Genomic DNA, 16365 nt, shown 5'->3' with positions numbered 1-16365 from the left:
TGCTAAAAACACCCAGGACTGCCTCATTCTTTCGAGGCAGCCCTGGGTGTTTCTGTCAATCACAGAGCCGGTTTCGGTTTATCCGTCTCTTCATAATCAGGCTCGATATCTTCCGCATCTTCACCGGTTTCTGCAGCAACCGTGTCTCCTCCAAATGGGTCTTTGGAAAACTGTTCCTTCTCTTCTTCCAGTTCCGGCAAGGAGTCATCTTTGTCAAACTGCATTTCCGGTAGACGGTGACTGTCTTCCGCCATTGCAGGATCCGCCACCGTTTCAGCTTCGATGCGTTGTCCGGTGATGTCGTCGGTCACATCGGCTGGTTGTGTCGGCGACGCAGCTGCAACTTCGGTGACTTCGAGCTGTTTCTCGGCTTCGATTGAATGAGCCGGAACATCGCCGGCTTCTTCGCTATCGGCGGATGCCCAATCCGGTTTCGTGGCAGTGACGGCTGCAACAGGGACGGCTTTTTCGTCAGGCAAAATGCCATCGCGCACGAGAAATTCGGCATGTTCATCATTGATCGGAGCGGCATCATCGATCAGCAGCAACAATTCCCCATCATCCAAAGCATCCTCAAACCGTTCGTACGTATCCTCGTCAATGCCGTAGCGCTCGAAAATGGCTTCCTCCTCTTCCTCTTCCAAATCCACCGTAAAGAACTTAACGATTTTGTCCCATAAGGAGTCCTCCTCACGGTCTTCGCCGGTTACGATAACTTGTACAGCCGTCTCTTCCGTGATGAAATTGCTTTTTCCGTTGCGGGTGATGACCAGCAGTTGCTCAGGCGCATAGCCCTCATGCTTAATCAGATGCGTAATTTCATCAAGCAACATTTCCTGATTAGCAAAGGTACCTTCGATTCTCTTGTCCATAACGATTCCTCCCATGACTGAAGATTTATTCTTTGAACTCATTGTAAAATACTTCAACCTGAATCACAAATGATAGCCTATTTTCCCATCATACTAAACTTTACCCGGCACCGCTGATCAGATGGGTGCATTCCTTAAATGGGGAAGTCCCCCATACAGATTCTCCCGCAGCAGATGCAGCGCCTCGTCCGCAACCGGGTTGTCACGCAACGAAGGATGGCGCAAAGCCGTTTCAGCCAAAGAAAACTGAACAATTTGGATATATTCATCCATCGGAATCGTCGAAAGCCGAGCCGCATTGGCGTGTAACGCATTCCCAAGCAAATTGTGCTTGCGCTCTTCTTTTATTCCATCAGCGTAATCGAAATTTGTCAGGACGCTGTGCAAAAGGTGATTTTGGCGATGAACGGTTTGGCTGGCTTGTTTGACTTTTTCGGTGAAAAATTGCGGACGCACCGGTAAGTGGAAAACATGCTGATTCACGAAGTGGACTTCCACTCCCTTTTCCCCTTTTAAAGTCCGGGAATGCAGCACCTTTGAAAGATTGATCCAGGAACTGTTTTTGCGGGTCGGACCGCTCAACGGCAAAAATCGGTACCTCCCAAAAATATAGGGAACACAATGGGTATCCTTGCCGCTGACCCGTGTGGAGATCCCGCGAATGAAATCATAATCGAAACCAATCAGTTCAAACAAAGAGAACATCACATTGTTGCTGTTTTCGCGCGTTTTGATGAGGCGACCGTCTTTGAAAAAAATGAGCGTGCGGAAGTCGGTCTGGTGCAGTTGCGGGTCCAAGCTCATAATGTACAGAAATGAGTCATCCAGCACAAACCGATCCAAAGCCCAAGCGCGATCCAAATAAGGCTGGGTACTTACTGGATCGAGCAAAACGAAGAAAGGCTCCTCCGTTTCTTTCTGACTCTGGGCCGATGTGGATTCCTGCAAAGACGTCCGCAGACCCGAAAGGATCGTTTCCCACAGTTCGATATCAAAAGAGGGGCCTGCATTTTTTTCCTCTATTGCTCCATTCGTGAATGCTTGCGCCAATAATTCTGCTGTTGATTTTCCGACACTATTTTTACCGCGTTGCTCCATCATCGGTTGCTCATCCGCTTGCCGTTTCTGATTATTCGAATAGTTTTTTCCCGTCTTCTTTTCCATAAAATCCCCCAAATTAAATGTTTAATAAAAATATATACTACTTTCAACTCGAATGATATAGAAGCGCTTACATTTTATCGCATATCCGTTAAATTCGTCTGCAAATAGATGACCAGTACCGCATTTTTCTTCTTTTTTGCCGCATTTGCAGTTTTGACCTTGCCGCCTCCGGATCGATAATATAGGCATCAGCAAGCTTGCCGAGGCCGTGATGAGCATGCACAGGGCTCTCCCCTGCATCACGCCATCCACTACATACGGAGGCAACGCCATGAATATGAAAAAAAGAATCTGCACCGATGAAGCCGCCACCCAATTGTGCGACCTGTACGCGGGTGTCATCCATCATTGTCTGAAAAAAATCAACCGGTATCCGGACCACAACGACTACGACGACTTCTATCAATTAGGGTTGATCACCCTTTTTGACACGTACGAAACGTGCCTGAAGGATGCGCTCGTGACCGAGAACAGCTTTTTGTTCGTCAGCTATGCCAAACAAAAAATCCATTGGACTTTCCTGGACCAAATCCGCAAGGAACAGAAAAAAGTAAGCCGTGAAGCCTACCTTTGCGAAGAAGAGCTGGAGGAAGTCTCCAGCACAACTTCGTTTGAAGACCAATTCGAGCAAGCGGATTTGCTGCAACGCCTTTGCGCCTGTCTGACAGCCGAGGAGAATGCCTATCTGCGGGACGCGCTCGAGGGGCTGAACATCACCGAAATCGCAAAAAAACAACGCATTTCGCGCAAAACGCTCTACAAAAGAAGACGCCAGATCCAAACCAAAGCCACCCCTTTTTTGAAGGCCTGAAAGACGGGGTTACACATTGCCTATCCCCTTTCGTCGTTATAGGTGTAAGCAGTCATGACACTTACCAGAAAAGAAAATGGAGGAATGCCAAATGGTGAAACAATACGAAGAAGGAAACATCGAGCTTTATTTCAATGATTTTGCAAACGAGAAGGAAGTCAAACAGTCATTCGCGAACCTGAAACCAGGTGTCACAGCTGAACAAGTACAATCCTTCCAATCAGCCGTATCCGGTCTTGTCGACCTGCCCGCTGCTTACGCAGTCGTCGTCGAAAAGAACCGCTACTCCATCGCTTAAGCCAACCGAAACAGAACGATAAGCACTCATCAGACATCTAGGAGGAAATGAACATGACGACAACAGTAACCTTGGAATTGAAATTTTTGACGGCCGACGGGAAAACCCGCAACTTGAGTGTCAAGAACCCGAAAAGTGGGTTGACAGCGGCTGAACTGCAACCAGCAATGGACGCAATCATCGGCCTGAACGCGTTCGAAGTGAAAGGCATCAACCCCTTCACCGCAGTCAACAGCGCCCGCTACGTGGAACGCACCATCACCGACCTGATCGCCGAAGCCGAATAAAAATAAGAAAAGCAGTACAAGCCGCTTGGACTGCTGGACAACTTAAGTTTTCATCAACAACAGACAGCCGCCCGGATGCGATTCCGGGCGGCTGTTTTACAAATTAGAGGAGGAATAGTATGAACTACACGATCGAAAAACGCATCTTTTCCATCTACCAGAATCCACTCACCGCAAGCAACCTGATCATCGCCCACGAGTCCGGCAATCCGAACAACGTCGGCAAAAATAGCCTCGAGAACGAAGTCAGTTACATGCTGCGCAACTGGCAAAACGCCTTCGTTTCCCATTGGGTCGGCGGAGGCGGGAAAATAATCCAGATCGCCAACGCCGGCAAAGTCCAATGGGGTGTCGGCCCGAAAGCGAACGGTTATGCCTATGCCCAAGTCGAGCTGGCGCGGACGAACAATCGCTCCATCTTTGAACAGGACTACAAAGCCTACGTATGGCTGCTGCAGAAATTAGCGCTGGAAGCAAGCATTCCCTGCACGCTGAACAGCGGAGCGAGCGTACATGACAAAGGCATCAAAACCCATTCCTGGGTTTCCAAAAATGTCGGTGGGACCGATCATACCGATCCGGACGGCTACCTCGCGAGTTGGGGTATATCGCAGGCCCGCTTTCGTCAGGATATCGAGGCCGGCCTCTCCGCGCTGCCTCCCCTTGCCAGCGCACCCGGCACGTTCCTGCTGCACCGTGTCGTGAAAGGCGACACGCTCTGGGGCTTGTCGCGCAAATATGGAACGACCCCAGCTACGCTAAAGCAGCTGAACCAGCTGTCGGGCAATCTGATCTTGATTGGACAGCAATTGAAGGTGCGCCAGTACTGAGCCTGCCTACCGCCGGAAATGGTCTGCTCCGGAGAACGTAGGCTTCGCCGCAGTTCAGTCCACATTTTTGATTCCTGCTCCGATGAGGCAGGCTTCGTCGAAGATGAAGCCCATCATTACCGGTGTCCTCCGGCGATCCGACCCCTCGCCGGAGCTGAGGGCGCCAATTCCGGCGCCAAAAAGAAGGCCAGCCCCGAATCATTCCGGGGCTGGCCTTCTTTTTCTTATGTTTATCAATAATAAGCGCGTTCGTAGTTGAATTTTCCGATGTCCAGATCCAAAAACTCTCTGATGAGGGCATATTGGACCTCTAGCGGTTCCTCTTTGACCTCCTCGCACAAGTTTTGGCAGCTTCTGAAAAACGCGGCTGCCTCATCGGTTGTTTCGAACAGATACTCCTCCGCTAATGTGTCGTCTTCGACAAAATGAATGACGACCCCTTTCTTATCCTCCAAGAAATCCATTCCCAATACCGGTGTCATGAACATATGCAATCAATCCCCTTTTGTCTTTTTAAGTGGCCTTACCTGCTTGATAAGACCTACACTGGTATTATTCGCAAAAAATCGTTCCAGCTTTTTTATTTTTGAACTTTTTTAAATTATTTCCTCAGATGCTTGTTCAGCTCCTCGACCAGCATGAAAACGGTCGTGGATGGATTGTCGCGGGCAGGCGACGGCGAGCGCTGACTGTAGAGTTTCTTGGCGTTCTGGATGGCTGCCGGCTGCCTTGATAATAGTACGTTATACATATGCGGATGATTTTTTTTGTAGAAAAATCCCAGTCGTTTCGACAGCATATCAGGATAATGGAAACGTGAAATCGATTTTTTGATCAGCTCAAAATGCAGCAGATACCAGATTTCGAAAGCTTCGTTGCTGTAGGCGGCACGGAAGCCTTGCCGGTAATGCGTTTCACAGAAAAAGACGGCTTCATTGAAGATATCCCGGTCAAATGAATCCTTATCGAATACCAGCCAAATTTCATCATATTCGTCCGGTCGATCCTTGACGACCTCTCGCGCATGGTTGACTAAAGACATCGTATTCATCGCTGTACCAACGATTTCGACCTGCGCCGAGATGACGTGAAAACTGCGGAAGTAGTTCGGTTCGGTTTTAGTGCCTTCGCAAAGAATCAGGAAAGTTTTTTCCGGCCTTTTCGTTCCGACCGGCCGTTCAAATTTTTTCTTGTGTTCTCTTCTTCTATTTTCCATTGTCGACCCACCAATCCAACGGCCGAGGAAATGGGATTGCCCCATATTTGCCGTTCAGGTAGTTGCGGTAAAATTCAAAACTATTCTTCCTTTCCTCGTCATCAAAACGATATTCAACCAAGGAAGTCAGGTGGCTGGCGCTGTACGTATCCTTTTCCACGAACCAGACTTGATCCCTGCGGAAAAGGTTGCTGGAAAGGTTCGTGATATCGTGCGTCGAGTATATCATCTGCGCTCCCTTATCGTTGACGTCGCCGGAAAAAAGTTCCAGCACGTAGCGCGTCATCAAAGTGTGGAATTGCGTGTCCATTTCATCGACCATCAACAGTCCACCTTTTTCGAGCGCCTCGATGATCGGACCGGCCAAAGCCAAAAGCTTGACCGTACCTGCCGATTCGGTATCCTGGAAACGGAAATTTTCGCAATGGAGCTCCGATTCCCCGGCTTCATTGCGCCGTGTCTTGACGACAAAAAAGGCAAGTTCCGGCCTCCCATTGCGCGAATTTTCCAATTCGTGAACAACAATATCCTGAATAGACGGATCGGCCACCTGAATCAAGGCCAAGAGATTATGCTTGTATTTTGACAGGTGCATCTTCGCCATCGAAATCGACAATCCGATTTTCGAAGTGTCGAGGATGATGCGCATCTCCGTGAACCATTCTATGAACAGTTTCAGTTCCGGATGTTCAGCTGATTCAGGAGCGGAAAGCAACGAAGACAAGGCCAAACGCGTATCGTCCAAAATGATGTCGCGGAACATTTCAGCCCATTCCCCACCGGCGATCTGGCCGGTCGCATTCCGGAAAAACAGATCCTTCTGCTCGTCGCCTTCCAGGTAAAGGAATTCTTCGGTAACCCGTTTGCGGTTGACGAAAAAACCATAGCGATAAAGCTTCCCGTCCAAAAGAAAACTTACTTCCAACATCGTATCCTTTTTCTCGGTGCGCGCATCCAGATGGAACGGTTCGATATGGTCGAGCCATTCCCTGGATGAGCACTTCTGCAACAGTAGGCCTTCCTGGATCATCTTCATGGCCTTCAGCAGATTGCTTTTCCCGCTGGCATTCGCCCCATAGATCGTCGCCAATTTTGTCACAGCGATATTGTTTTTGCCATAGACGGACTCCGGGTGTTCGCCGATCGGGCTGGCGACCATCGAAAAGGTAGCCTCATCTTTAAAGGAAAAAAAATTCTCCATCACTATTTCTACAAGCATCTCGACACCTCCTATACCAAAAAGTATAGCACCCTGGCGGCTTTTCTTCTAAGAATAACCGTCAAGAATGCAAAAGCGGATAACATTTTTGCAAACGGATACAAAGGCGCGGATTTGTAGGGAATTTGTGGATGTTTGCATCATCAGCGAATATCACACTGCGGCGAACAAATCCGGGGGGAGGGGCTCTCCAGCTCCGGGGAACGTTTGCCTCGCCGGAGGAGCGGCAAGGAATTAGGCGTCGTTCTCCGCTCAAGGCTTCCTCGCCGGAGTTGAGCTGGTGAATCCACACCCAATCTCCGGCGAGCCACCATCTTACCGGAAATCAGGTACCCCGAACCATAAAAAAAGACGCACTCCCCATTAAGAGCCGCCTTCGCCGATATCGATGAAATGATACAAACCTAGCCAATAACCGATTGTTTTAAAGATTTCATGCTGCGCTAGGCGTCTCCCGAGCTGGGTTTCGATCCATGGCAAGCCGTACGGACCGCCAGCTGACACATAGATGAATGTCATATCCTTTCCTTTTGCAGCTTTCTCGAAGCTGTACTTGACCCGGTTCATGTGATAATCGCTCGACACAACAATCGCTGTGTCTAAACCATTTTCTTCCATCAACGCGATACTGTATATGGCATTGGTCCACGTACTGGTCGCTTGGTAATCCGCCAGTATATCATCATCCATCATCCCAAGTTCGCCGTAGGGCTGCAGATGCAATAGTTCAGCATCCACAAGCAGCGGAGAAACGATGATCTTGCCGGATTCGGAATAACCTGCTTCCAACAGTTCTGAGGCCTTGACTCCTCGTTCCGGCGCGCCTTCAGGTACGATGATGATGTCGGAAACGACCGGTTCCTCATTGATTTCCAGATTGGCGAGGATGTAGAAGCTGATTGTCAAAGATACGGCAGTCACGATCAGAAATACATTCAGCAGCAACATCGTTATTCTGGTCGATTCGTCCGTCTTCAGGAGGCTGCGCTCCTTGTCGAATGGATAATTTGCCATCTTCTGCTCTCCACACCCTTTCCTCACCTTATTATCACTCTATTTTATCTGAAATGTGGAAATATGCCATCGCTTTTTATATTTTTTATTTTGAGTGGATCGTCACCTCAAACTTGTAAGCGTTGTCGTGATATAATTAGACCAGCAAGGCATAAGGAGGAGAACGACATGAAACTGATGAACAAAGTCGCTGTTGTGACTGGAGGCGCTTCGGGTATGGGCGAAGCCATCTGTCGCCTGTTTGCTAAAGAAGGCGCAAAAGTGGTCGTTGCCGATTATAACTTCGAAGGTGCCGAAAAAGTCGCAAGTGAAATCAACACGCAAACCCCTGACGCTGCAACTGCCATCAAAACCGATGTCTCCATCGAAACCGACATAAATGCCATGATTGACACTGCAATCACTTTCTTCGGTAAAGTGGATAACCTCATCAATAATGCCGGCATCATGGACGGCTTCGAACCGGTCGGAGAAGTCACAAATGCGCGGTGGGACCGTGTCTTCGCCGTCAATGTCAACGGCCCGATGAATGCAAGCCGTAAAGCCATCCAATATTTCCTGGAACAAGGCCATGGTAATATCATCAATATCGCCTCAATCGGAGGTCTTCAGGGAGGTCGTGCCGGTGCGGCTTATGTCGCTTCCAAACATGCTGTCATAGGACTGACCAAAAACACGGCCTTCATGTACGCAAAAAAAGGTATCCGCTGCAACGCAATCGCCCCAGGAGCTGTCGTCACCAATATCGCCCAGTCAATGGGCAACATCAGCACATTTGGCCAGGAAACAACCGGCGTCGGCATGGCCATTAATCCAGCCTTCGGAATGCCCGAGCAGATCGCTTCCGTTGCGCTCTTTCTGGCTTCTGACGATGCCAGTTTCGTCAATGGATCTGTCGTGACCGTTGACGGCGGCTGGACCAGCTACTGATTTTTGGTTACTCTCACAAAAAAAACGAATGCGACTGCCTCCTTTGTGAGGAACAGCCGCATTCGTTTTTTCTTATGTCTGTGTTGCCCGCTTGATAATTGGAACCACAGCTCCGGCGAAAGAGGTCTTCGCCGGAGCTGGCGACGCGTTTCCGACTCCAACTACGACGAAAACCGGCCTACCGGAGCTGGTGCTCGCAGGGTACCTCCAGCTCCGGCCAACCATGCTGTCGCCGGAGTTCCGGTCCCAAACCACGCTTTTCTTCATCCTGCATTCTTATCCTCCAGCCAAATCTTCCGCGAAATGAAATTCCAGGCCATCACGAACACAGTCGCGGCAATCTTGGCCACCAGGTAATGCAACGCCACTTGATCAACGAACACCCACATCAGCACTTGGTTCAAGCCCAGGCCGATGACACTTAGAGTGAAGAAGAGCAACAATTCCTGGCGCTTCTCAGCTTCGCCAAAGCGGCTCGTGAACACGTAGCGCATGCTCGCCGCGTAATTGAACAACGTCGCCGCAACAAACGCCAACGCAGCGGCCGTCAAGTAATGCAGGCCGATGAAGTCGGCCAGAACAAACAAAACCACAAAATCCAGTACCGTCGCCACGACACCGACGAGTCCGAATTTTGCCACTTGAGCCAACACTTTAGTCATCGTTCTGCTCCTCCTTGCGACCAGTCGGCAAGGCATCGTCCGTCTCCTTCAATATATAGAGCGGACGCCGCTTCGTCTCCATGAAGGTTTTCCCCAGATATTTACCAAGGATCCCCAGACAGAGCAATTGCAAGCCGCCCATCCCTAAGATGATAACGATAAGCGAAGTCCAGCCGGAAGTTGCGTTGCCGAAAACCAGTGTCCGCACTGTCAGGATCAAAGCTGCCAAAATCGCAACGGCGAACGACAGGAAACCGGTAAAAGCCGCGATCGCCAACGGTGCCTCGGAAAAGGCCACAATTCCGTCCAGCGAATATTTGAACAGGCTCCAGAACGACCAAGTCGTCTTGCCGGCGACGCGTTCTTGATTTTCGTAGGACAGGTACTTCGTCTCGAAGCCGACCCAACTGAAGATTCCCTTCGAAAAACGGTTGTATTCGGTCATCTCAAGGACCGCATCAACCATCTGGCGCGTCATCAGCCGGAAATCCCGGGCCCCGTCGACGATCTCGGTATCGGAGATGCGGTTGATCAGGTGGTAGAACTGCCGCGCGAAAAAGGATCGGATCGGCGGTTCGCCTTTGCGGTCGACTCGTTTCGTGCCGATGCAGTCGTATTCGCCTGTGCGGATCAGGGTAACCATCTCCACCAGCAGAGCCGGTGGGTCCTGGAGATCGGCATCCATCACGGCGACGTAATTCCCGGTCGCGTGGCGCAGCCCCGCCACCATCGCCGCTTCTTTGCCGAAATTGCGCGAAAAGGAAAGGTAGTGCACGCGTTCATCCAAAGAAGCCAATCGCTTCAATTCAGCCAGAGTGGCATCCTTCGAGCCGTCGTTCACGAAAATCAGTTCAAATACGGCATCCGGCAACTGGTCGCTGACCGCTGTTATTTCTTTATGAAAAATCGGTACCATCTCTTCCTCGTTGTGGCAAGGAACGACGATGGAAATGATATCTTTTGACATGTGTCCACCCCTGCATGTTCTTTCAGAATTCTGAGCTTTCCTTTATCGTATCATACTTAGCGCAGGTTGACCGTCTATTTCTTGAAATGATTCAGCAAATCGAGGCACCATGTTTCGACATGCTTCTGCCATAAGTAGGCCACAGGCAAAGCGAACAGCGGCGACAGCAACAGCGCGATTTCCGGCGGGATGATCTGGCCGAGTAACGTCACAAAGAGGACGATCGACGTCGTGTGCGTCAGGTACAGGCTGAAGGACAGCTTTCCCAAGAGCAGCAGCGGTTTCGATTTGAAGAAGGCCGTCAAACGCGGCGATTCCAGGCACAACAACAGGAACAAAATGATGCCCAAACCAGTCAGCAACAGCGCATGCCGCACCCGGAACGATAAACCGAGCGCCGCCAAGATCCACTGGCTAGGAATCAAGAACGGAATCGCACAGGCCGACAGGATCCGGAAAAGACGGTGCTGCTGCACAAATGTCCGGATGGCCGGCAGATGCTTCGCCAAAACAGCTCCCATAATAAAAAAGATTGCATAATAATTCGTCCGGTTGAGCGATTCAGACAGCTGCGCCAACCAAGCTGTGTCGCTGCGCATGCCCCAATTCGTCAACGCCTCGATCCCCTGCTGCAGGACGGCATAGCAGCCGAGCACCTTCCACGTCGAATGCCGGTGCAACGCCACTGCCACAAAAGGCAGGATGAAAGACAAGCGCCATTCCTGGACCATGCTCCAGAAAGCCCCACTCAAAATATTCAGATTGTAGTCATAACCGACAAAGTACAGCAGCATTTCCAGCGCGTTAGGCACTCTTTTCCATTTCACATTGAACGAACCACTCAAGTCGATCGTGTCATGTTTCCAAGCTCCGAATAGGGCAATCAGCATGACCGTTACCGTGATGATCAGCACATAAGGGAGCATCAAGCGGATCCAGCGTTTGATGATGAAAGGCTTGAAATCCAGCTTGCGCCCACTCAGGTAAGGCCGCGCCAGCACGAAACCACCGATGATGTAGAAGACCAGCACCGCCTCATTGCCGCCCCAGATCAGTTTCAAGGGTGTCTGTGTCGCGACCCACCAAAATGAGTTGGCAAAAATTTTGTATTCATTGGCACTGTAACCATAAACTGTCCAGACCGCCATGTGGAAAATCATGACAATGACCGAGGCTAATCCCCGCATACCGTCAAAGATTTCAATCCGTTGGCTTTGGCCGGATTTTTGCATATCATTCACTCCCATTATCAACAAAACTATCGAAATATTCCTTCCTATGTTAGTGCAAATGTTACGAAAATTCAAATTGTTTATTTTTTTGAGCATATCCACTATTTATTTCGAAGTCGAGATGTTATACTATACTTACATGCGGTAAGTGAAATGAAACTCGCATCAAATATACCATAAGTGGAGGAACACACATGAACGTTTTAGTAGTAAAAGGAAACAACAGACCAGCAGAGGAAGCCATTTCTTCAAAAATGTATGAAACTTTTTTGGCTGCAGCCAAAGAAAATGAAAAATTGAACATCACAACTTATAACGTCTTTTCAGAAGACATGCCATACTTAGGCCAAGATCTTTTCGGCGCTTACGGCAAAATGGCAGTCGGCGAAGAATTGACTGATATCGAAACACGCCTTTTGGCAGCAAAACAAAAAGCAATGGATGCAGTGACTGCTGCTGACGTAATCGTATTCGCCTTCCCATTGTGGAACTTGACGATCCCGGCTAAATTGCAAACATTCATCGACTACATCTTTGCAGCTGGCTTTGCTTTCAAATATGATGAAACAGGCACAATGGTTGCTTTGATGCCTGAAAAGAAAGTTATCCTATTGAACGCTCGTGGCGGCTACTACTCCGCTCCTGAAATGGCTCCAATGGATATGGGCGTCAACTACATGCGCAACGTATTCGGCGGCGTATTCGGAATGGAAATCATCGGTGAAGTTGTCATCGAAGGACATGCAGCTGTTCCTGATCAAGCAGCAGCAATCATCGAAGAAGGCCTTGCTAAAGTTACAGAACTGGCAAAATCACTTTAATCTAATCTTTCGGACGTGCATCAGCAACCAGCTGGTGCGCGTCTTTTTTTGTGCTTTTTCAATCATAATCCTGACTTTTGGCAGACAAAATCATTTTATTTATTGTTGACAGCCTTCGCACAACTATGCAATAATACAAAACGTAATCATTTCGATTTATAAATCATTTATTTTTCAGGAGGACCACATGAATAAAAAACATAGAACAACCCGCTGGATGATCGGCAGTCTGCTCGTGCTGAGTTTGGCGGCTTGCCAGCCCGATCCGGAAACCGAGGAGACCACAGAATCCAGTACCACTGCCGCAGAGATCACGATCGAGCCCGTCAACCTGCAGGACCAAGCGACCATCGATGCCGCCAACGGTATCTTTGAGGACAGCCAAGTTGCCGACCGCCCATTGAGCGATTGGGAAGGCGAATGGCAATCCGTCTACCCTTACCTGCTTGATGGCACACTCGATAGCGTCTTCACGGATAAAGCGGAAGACACCGGCGAAAAGACCGCCGAAGAATACAAAGAATACTACACCATCGGCTACGAATCGGCCTTTACCGGCCTGACGATCACCGCCGATTCGATCACGTTCTACGAAGGTGATACCGCACGCACCGGAACTTACGCGTACAGCGGTTACCAGATTTTGACCTACGAATCCGGAAAAAAAGGCGTCCGCTACCTGTTTGAACGGACGGATGATGCCGAAGCTGCACCGAAGTACGTCCAGTTCAGCGATCACATCATCGAACCGACCGCATCCGCGCACTTCCACATTTATCTGGGAGACGATAGCCACGCAGCGCTTTTGGAGGAGATGGACAACTGGCCGACTTTCTACCCGGCCGGGATGGATGGGGACGAAATCGTCGAGGAGATGTTGCACCACTGAACGGATAGTCGTTCAGCGGGAGCTGTGCTCCGGTGAGCAACGGCTTCGCCGGAGTTGATTGCTGATACGTTCCGCTCCTCCGGCGAGGGGTTCTTCGCCGGAGTTGGCGACTATTTTGTAGTGTTTCCTCCGGTTAGCGGCCCCTTACCGGAGCTGGCGCTCTGTCACAAAAATATGCAAAAAAACTCCGGCAAGCACCCGCCTACCGGAGTTTTTTTGCATTACAGAATCAGAAACACCGCTTGTCGACCCAGCCTAAAGTTTTCCCGTTCAGCATCACTAGCGCGTAATGGCCGTCCGCCGATTCCTGGATGACCTGAACAGTGATATTCAAGTAGGAACTGGTCAGGCCGAGCATCGTGAAGCCCGGTGTACCCCATGGCAGACTATCGATCGAATAGCCGACCGAACGGATTGTGGCGGCATAATTCACCGCTTTCGTATTCAAAGTCGCCAACGCGCGGTAATCGACCCAGCCTAAGTTCTGGCCATTCAGCTGGATCAACTTGTAATTCCCATCAATGGATTCCGCAACAACCTTCACGAGGCTGCCCAAATAATTGTTCGTGCTATTTAGATACTGGTATCCGGCAGTACCCCAAGGCAAACTGTCGATGGAATAGTTCTGGCCGGAAACGCCGGCATAATAGGAAACCTGGCGCGCATTGCTGAAAGCCCGTTTGTCGATCCAGCCGATCCGTTGGCCGTCGATGGCGATTTCCGCGTAGGCACCGTTCGTGCTTTCCCGTAGCACAGTGGCTAATTTCCCGAAATAAGCCGCTGCATCGGCAATCTTGGTATAGCCCGGCTCACCCCACGGCAAGCTATCGATTGAATAAATCCCGTTCATGATCGGGAGATTATAATTGATGGCAACAGTCGAAAAGTTCTGCAGGCCCCTGCTGTCGATCCATCCCAATGGCTTTCCGTCAAGCGAAATGTACGCGTAAGCCCCATTCGACGTTTTGCGCGTCACCACGACTTCTTTCCCGTAATAATTCGCGGATGAATCCAGATACACGTATCCCGCTTCGCCCCAAGGTTGGCTGTCGATCGAATAATTCGTGCCGGAAACGACAGCTGTATAATGAACAACGGTCGCATCGAAGCTCTCGAAGGCGCGGTAGTCGACCCACCCCAGCGGCAAACCATTGTAAGCCAAACAAAGATAGGCGCCGTCCGCAGATTTGCCGATCACAGTGACGATTTTGCCGACATAAGAGCTGCTCCAGTCAAGCGTCCGGTAGCCGGCACTCCCCCACGGCAGACTGTCGATCGAGTAGCTACCCTTTCGGATGACCGCGTTGTAGCTCGGAAATGCCGCGTTAAAGGTCCGCTTATCGACCCAGCCCAATTTGATTCCGTCTACCGAAATTTCGGCATAGATTCCGTTCGCCGTTTCCCGGATGACCGTCGCCATTTTCCCATAGTACGCCGCCGTATCGCCGACATGAACAAAGCCCGGCTCGCCCCACGGCAACGAATCGATCGAGTACCCGCTGTTCATGATCGGTAACGTATAACTGGCCGGGACGGTGGATAAGGTCTTCAGCGCATCCCTATCGATCCAGCCGACTTCCTTCCCGCCGTAGGAAATAAGCGCGTACTGTCCGTCAACCGTCTGCTTCGTGACCGTGACTTCCTTGCCGTAATAGTTGGAACTTGGCTCCAAATATTTATATCCGATCGTACCCCAAGGCAGGCTGTCGATCGAATAATTCGTGCTCGCTACGACTACGTTGTAATTCACCGCCACCGTCTTCGGTCCGTCGAATTTGGTCAGATCATAAGCGCTGATGATGGCATTCAGCTTGATGTAATAGGAAGAATCCGTCGCATAACGGCCCGTCAAATAAAACGTAGCATCTTGATAACTAGTAGTATTTTCCTTCCAGGTGCCTTTGTAGTAGCTCGGATCCCAACTGACGCCGTTGCGCAGTTTTTCCGCATAGTCGATCATTGATTCGTAATAGGAAGGGTACAATCTGAAAAAGGCATCGATCCAGATGATCGACCCGTCGCTTTCTTCCTCCCATGTGCGCATCACAATCGAATTGCCGGCGTATGAACCTTTGATTCCGAAGAGATTGTTGCCGACGGTGCTGAGCTTGCTGGTACCATAAGCGGTCTCCAGCGAAGCTTGGGCGACCATGACCGAAGCGTAGAGATTGTAGTCGTTGACGATTTCGGTGGCGTACTGCCCGAGATAGTTCACGAATTCCGCTGTTGTGGCGAATGTCCGCGTTTCCTTGTCGATCTCGGCATAGGCATTCGTACCGTTGACGCTCAGCAGCTGGCCGATGTTGATGAGTGTACTCGTCAAACGGTTCCACCGCATCAGACTGGTTACGTCTGTGTTGTAGTGCGTGGCTATTTTTTGCAGCGTGTCACCGGACTGGACATAATAATACCAAGTCCCTTTCGCTTCCTCCACGACCGGAGCGGTTGAAGCGACAGTTGTTTCAATCAGCAGAGGCGCCTGAACCGTTTCCTCGTTTTGTTCGGTATCCGTGTATTCCGGATTGCTCTCTTCAGTCTGTTCGGTATTGCTATCATCATTTGTCACTTCCGGCTGCGTCTCCTGCCCAGCCGATGAAGACGGTTCGGTTGGGATTGTTTGCTGGTCTTCTGCCTCTTCACCAGGCACCACTTCTGTAACTTCAGCCACAGGCACCAACCACTCTGTTTGCGCCAACAAAAAAGTTTGGGTAGCATCCTTATAGACTTTCACCTGCAAAGTAGCGGTGCCATCCGGAAGCGCCCCCAAAGGAACAGCAAAACGTCCGACTTCATCGGCGGTCTGCTCGCCGACTTTGCTCTCTTCTGCACAAACAACTACGTACGCGTTCGGTTGCGTCATGCCGGTCAGTTGATCCGCACCGTAACCGCCAGCATCCAGAATGGTTTCGACAGGCATCGGCATTGCAGCTTCTGTTTCTTCTTCCGTTGATGATTCTGTTGCTTGCATCGGATCTGTTGATTCGATCGGCGCCGATTCCCCAACGGTGCCATCCCCTTCTTCGGCAAAAGCAACCTTGTTGCCGACAAGCAAGCTTGCGGCAATGCTTGATAAAGCGATATAAGTTCGTAGGTATTTTTTGTGACCAATCTTCATAGTATCCCTCCTCCATATCTGTCCGTACTGTCAAAGTT

The 16365-nt window shown here is 50.1% G+C and carries 17 protein-coding genes; 7 read left to right on the top strand and 10 right to left on the bottom strand.

Annotated elements, in window-relative coordinates:
• Window positions 1–59: 59 nt before the first annotated feature.
• Together ACKPCD_RS06415 and ACKPCD_RS06410 are read right to left on the bottom strand one after the other, a co-directional pair.
• Entirely contained in the window at window positions 60–872 is an 813-nt protein-coding gene (locus ACKPCD_RS06415) for a general stress protein (RefSeq protein ID WP_321434415.1), read from the bottom strand.
• 117 nt (window positions 873–989) lie between these two features.
• Window positions 990–2036 (bottom strand): competence protein ComK, encoded by a 1047-nt coding sequence (locus ACKPCD_RS06410; protein WP_321434414.1) that lies wholly within the window; start codon window positions 2034–2036, stop codon window positions 990–992.
• A gap of 271 nt (window positions 2037–2307) precedes the next feature.
• Here ACKPCD_RS06410 and ACKPCD_RS06405 point away from each other — a divergent pair, with 271 nt between their 5' ends.
• The 4 genes from ACKPCD_RS06405 to ACKPCD_RS06390 all read left to right on the top strand — a co-directional run bounded on the left by ACKPCD_RS06405 (window position 2308) and on the right by ACKPCD_RS06390 (window position 4262).
• Window positions 2308–2847 (top strand): sigma-70 family RNA polymerase sigma factor, encoded by a 540-nt coding sequence (locus ACKPCD_RS06405; protein ID WP_321434413.1) that lies wholly within the window; start codon window positions 2308–2310, stop codon window positions 2845–2847.
• Window positions 2848–2938: 91 nt separating this feature from the next.
• A complete protein-coding gene (locus tag ACKPCD_RS06400; protein WP_068561036.1) occupies window positions 2939–3145 on the top strand; it encodes a DUF1659 domain-containing protein in 207 nt (68 codons plus the stop codon).
• A gap of 53 nt (window positions 3146–3198) precedes the next feature.
• Window positions 3199–3432 carry a DUF2922 domain-containing protein gene (locus ACKPCD_RS06395; protein WP_319219315.1) on the top strand — a complete coding sequence of 78 codons (234 nt, stop codon included), beginning with the start codon at window positions 3199–3201 and terminating at the stop codon, window positions 3430–3432.
• A 119-nt stretch (window positions 3433–3551) separates the two neighbouring features.
• On the top strand, window positions 3552–4262 hold the full coding sequence (locus ACKPCD_RS06390) for a LysM peptidoglycan-binding domain-containing protein (RefSeq protein WP_321434412.1): 711 nt from the start codon (window positions 3552–3554) through the stop codon (window positions 4260–4262).
• A gap of 233 nt (window positions 4263–4495) precedes the next feature.
• On the opposite strand, the gene ACKPCD_RS06385 is transcribed toward ACKPCD_RS06390, so the two are convergent.
• From ACKPCD_RS06385 to ACKPCD_RS06370, 4 genes are all read right to left on the bottom strand, one after another.
• Complete coding sequence (locus tag ACKPCD_RS06385) at window positions 4496–4750, bottom strand: hypothetical protein (protein ID WP_086989442.1); 255 nt, start codon at window positions 4748–4750, stop codon at window positions 4496–4498.
• Window positions 4751–4863: 113 nt separating this feature from the next.
• Window positions 4864–5478, bottom strand: a complete 615-nt coding sequence (locus ACKPCD_RS06380) for an RloB family protein (protein ID WP_068561032.1) — start codon at window positions 5476–5478, stop codon at window positions 4864–4866.
• A complete protein-coding gene (locus ACKPCD_RS06375; RefSeq protein ID WP_321434411.1) occupies window positions 5468–6697 on the bottom strand; it encodes an AAA family ATPase in 1230 nt (409 codons plus the stop codon). The genes ACKPCD_RS06380 and ACKPCD_RS06375 overlap by 11 nt, the downstream gene beginning before the upstream one ends.
• 363 nt (window positions 6698–7060) lie before the next feature.
• Window positions 7061–7711 carry a YdcF family protein gene (locus ACKPCD_RS06370; RefSeq protein ID WP_321434410.1) on the bottom strand — a complete coding sequence of 217 codons (651 nt, stop codon included), beginning with the start codon at window positions 7709–7711 and terminating at the stop codon, window positions 7061–7063.
• Between the two features lie 168 nt (window positions 7712–7879).
• On the opposite strand from ACKPCD_RS06370, the gene ACKPCD_RS06365 reads away from it, so the two are divergent.
• Window positions 7880–8641: an SDR family oxidoreductase gene (locus tag ACKPCD_RS06365; RefSeq protein WP_321434409.1), complete on the top strand. Its 762-nt coding sequence runs from the start codon at window positions 7880–7882 to the stop codon at window positions 8639–8641.
• Between the two features lie 263 nt (window positions 8642–8904).
• On the opposite strand, the gene ACKPCD_RS06360 is transcribed toward ACKPCD_RS06365, so the two are convergent.
• The 3 genes from ACKPCD_RS06360 to ACKPCD_RS06350 all read right to left on the bottom strand — a co-directional run bounded on the left by ACKPCD_RS06360 (window position 8905) and on the right by ACKPCD_RS06350 (window position 11502).
• Complete coding sequence (locus ACKPCD_RS06360) at window positions 8905–9303, bottom strand: GtrA family protein (protein ID WP_321434408.1); 399 nt, start codon at window positions 9301–9303, stop codon at window positions 8905–8907.
• Window positions 9296–10270: a glycosyltransferase family 2 protein gene (locus ACKPCD_RS06355; RefSeq protein ID WP_321434407.1), complete on the bottom strand. Its 975-nt coding sequence runs from the start codon at window positions 10268–10270 to the stop codon at window positions 9296–9298. The genes ACKPCD_RS06360 and ACKPCD_RS06355 overlap by 8 nt, the downstream gene beginning before the upstream one ends.
• Before the next feature lie 74 nt (window positions 10271–10344).
• Entirely contained in the window at window positions 10345–11502 is a 1158-nt protein-coding gene (locus ACKPCD_RS06350) for an acyltransferase family protein (protein ID WP_321434406.1), read from the bottom strand.
• Between the two features lie 194 nt (window positions 11503–11696).
• On the opposite strand from ACKPCD_RS06350, the gene ACKPCD_RS06345 reads away from it, so the two are divergent.
• On the top strand, window positions 11697–12323 hold the full coding sequence (locus ACKPCD_RS06345) for an FMN-dependent NADH-azoreductase (RefSeq protein WP_321434405.1): 627 nt from the start codon (window positions 11697–11699) through the stop codon (window positions 12321–12323).
• Between the two features lie 187 nt (window positions 12324–12510).
• Window positions 12511–13212 (top strand): metal-binding protein ZinT, encoded by a 702-nt coding sequence (locus ACKPCD_RS06340; protein ID WP_321434404.1) that lies wholly within the window; start codon window positions 12511–12513, stop codon window positions 13210–13212.
• 229 nt (window positions 13213–13441) lie between these two features.
• Here the strand turns inward: ACKPCD_RS06340 and ACKPCD_RS06335 are convergent, their stop codons facing one another.
• A complete protein-coding gene (locus ACKPCD_RS06335) occupies window positions 13442–16327 on the bottom strand; it encodes a GW dipeptide domain-containing protein (RefSeq protein ID WP_321434403.1) in 2886 nt (961 codons plus the stop codon).
• Between the last annotated feature and the right edge of the window lie 38 nt (window positions 16328–16365).

The organism is Trichococcus flocculiformis (assembly GCF_963662535.1).
GTDB lineage: Bacteria > Bacillota > Bacilli > Lactobacillales > Aerococcaceae > Trichococcus > Trichococcus flocculiformis.
Note: the sequence above shows the minus strand (reverse complement) of the source record. Positions and strands in the feature narration are given on the sequence as shown.

Bases quoted from the DNA above. Each gene is read 5' to 3' on its own strand.
- ACKPCD_RS06375 (WP_321434411.1), bottom strand. From the start codon at position 6,697: ATGCTTGTAGAAATAGTGATGGAGAATTTTTTTTCCTTTAAAGATGAG.
- ACKPCD_RS06350 (WP_321434406.1), bottom strand. From the start codon at position 11,502: ATGCAAAAATCCGGCCAAAGCCAACGGATTGAAATCTTTGACGGTATG.
- ACKPCD_RS06395 (WP_319219315.1), top strand. From the start codon at position 3,199: ATGACGACAACAGTAACCTTGGAATTGAAATTTTTGACGGCCGACGGG.
- ACKPCD_RS06355 (WP_321434407.1), bottom strand. From the start codon at position 10,270: ATGTCAAAAGATATCATTTCCATCGTCGTTCCTTGCCACAACGAGGAA.
- ACKPCD_RS06390 (WP_321434412.1), top strand. From the start codon at position 3,552: ATGAACTACACGATCGAAAAACGCATCTTTTCCATCTACCAGAATCCA.
- ACKPCD_RS06410 (WP_321434414.1), bottom strand. From the start codon at position 2,036: ATGGAAAAGAAGACGGGAAAAAACTATTCGAATAATCAGAAACGGCAA.
- ACKPCD_RS06345 (WP_321434405.1), top strand. From the start codon at position 11,697: ATGAACGTTTTAGTAGTAAAAGGAAACAACAGACCAGCAGAGGAAGCC.
- ACKPCD_RS06335 (WP_321434403.1), bottom strand. From the start codon at position 16,327: ATGAAGATTGGTCACAAAAAATACCTACGAACTTATATCGCTTTATCA.
- ACKPCD_RS06380 (WP_068561032.1), bottom strand. From the start codon at position 5,478: ATGGAAAATAGAAGAAGAGAACACAAGAAAAAATTTGAACGGCCGGTC.
- ACKPCD_RS06365 (WP_321434409.1), top strand. From the start codon at position 7,880: ATGAAACTGATGAACAAAGTCGCTGTTGTGACTGGAGGCGCTTCGGGT.
- ACKPCD_RS06370 (WP_321434410.1), bottom strand. From the start codon at position 7,711: ATGGCAAATTATCCATTCGACAAGGAGCGCAGCCTCCTGAAGACGGAC.
- ACKPCD_RS06385 (WP_086989442.1), bottom strand. From the start codon at position 4,750: ATGTTCATGACACCGGTATTGGGAATGGATTTCTTGGAGGATAAGAAA.
- ACKPCD_RS06340 (WP_321434404.1), top strand. From the start codon at position 12,511: ATGAATAAAAAACATAGAACAACCCGCTGGATGATCGGCAGTCTGCTC.
- ACKPCD_RS06405 (WP_321434413.1), top strand. From the start codon at position 2,308: ATGAATATGAAAAAAAGAATCTGCACCGATGAAGCCGCCACCCAATTG.
- ACKPCD_RS06400 (WP_068561036.1), top strand. From the start codon at position 2,939: ATGGTGAAACAATACGAAGAAGGAAACATCGAGCTTTATTTCAATGAT.
- ACKPCD_RS06360 (WP_321434408.1), bottom strand. From the start codon at position 9,303: ATGACTAAAGTGTTGGCTCAAGTGGCAAAATTCGGACTCGTCGGTGTC.
- ACKPCD_RS06415 (WP_321434415.1), bottom strand. From the start codon at position 872: ATGGACAAGAGAATCGAAGGTACCTTTGCTAATCAGGAAATGTTGCTT.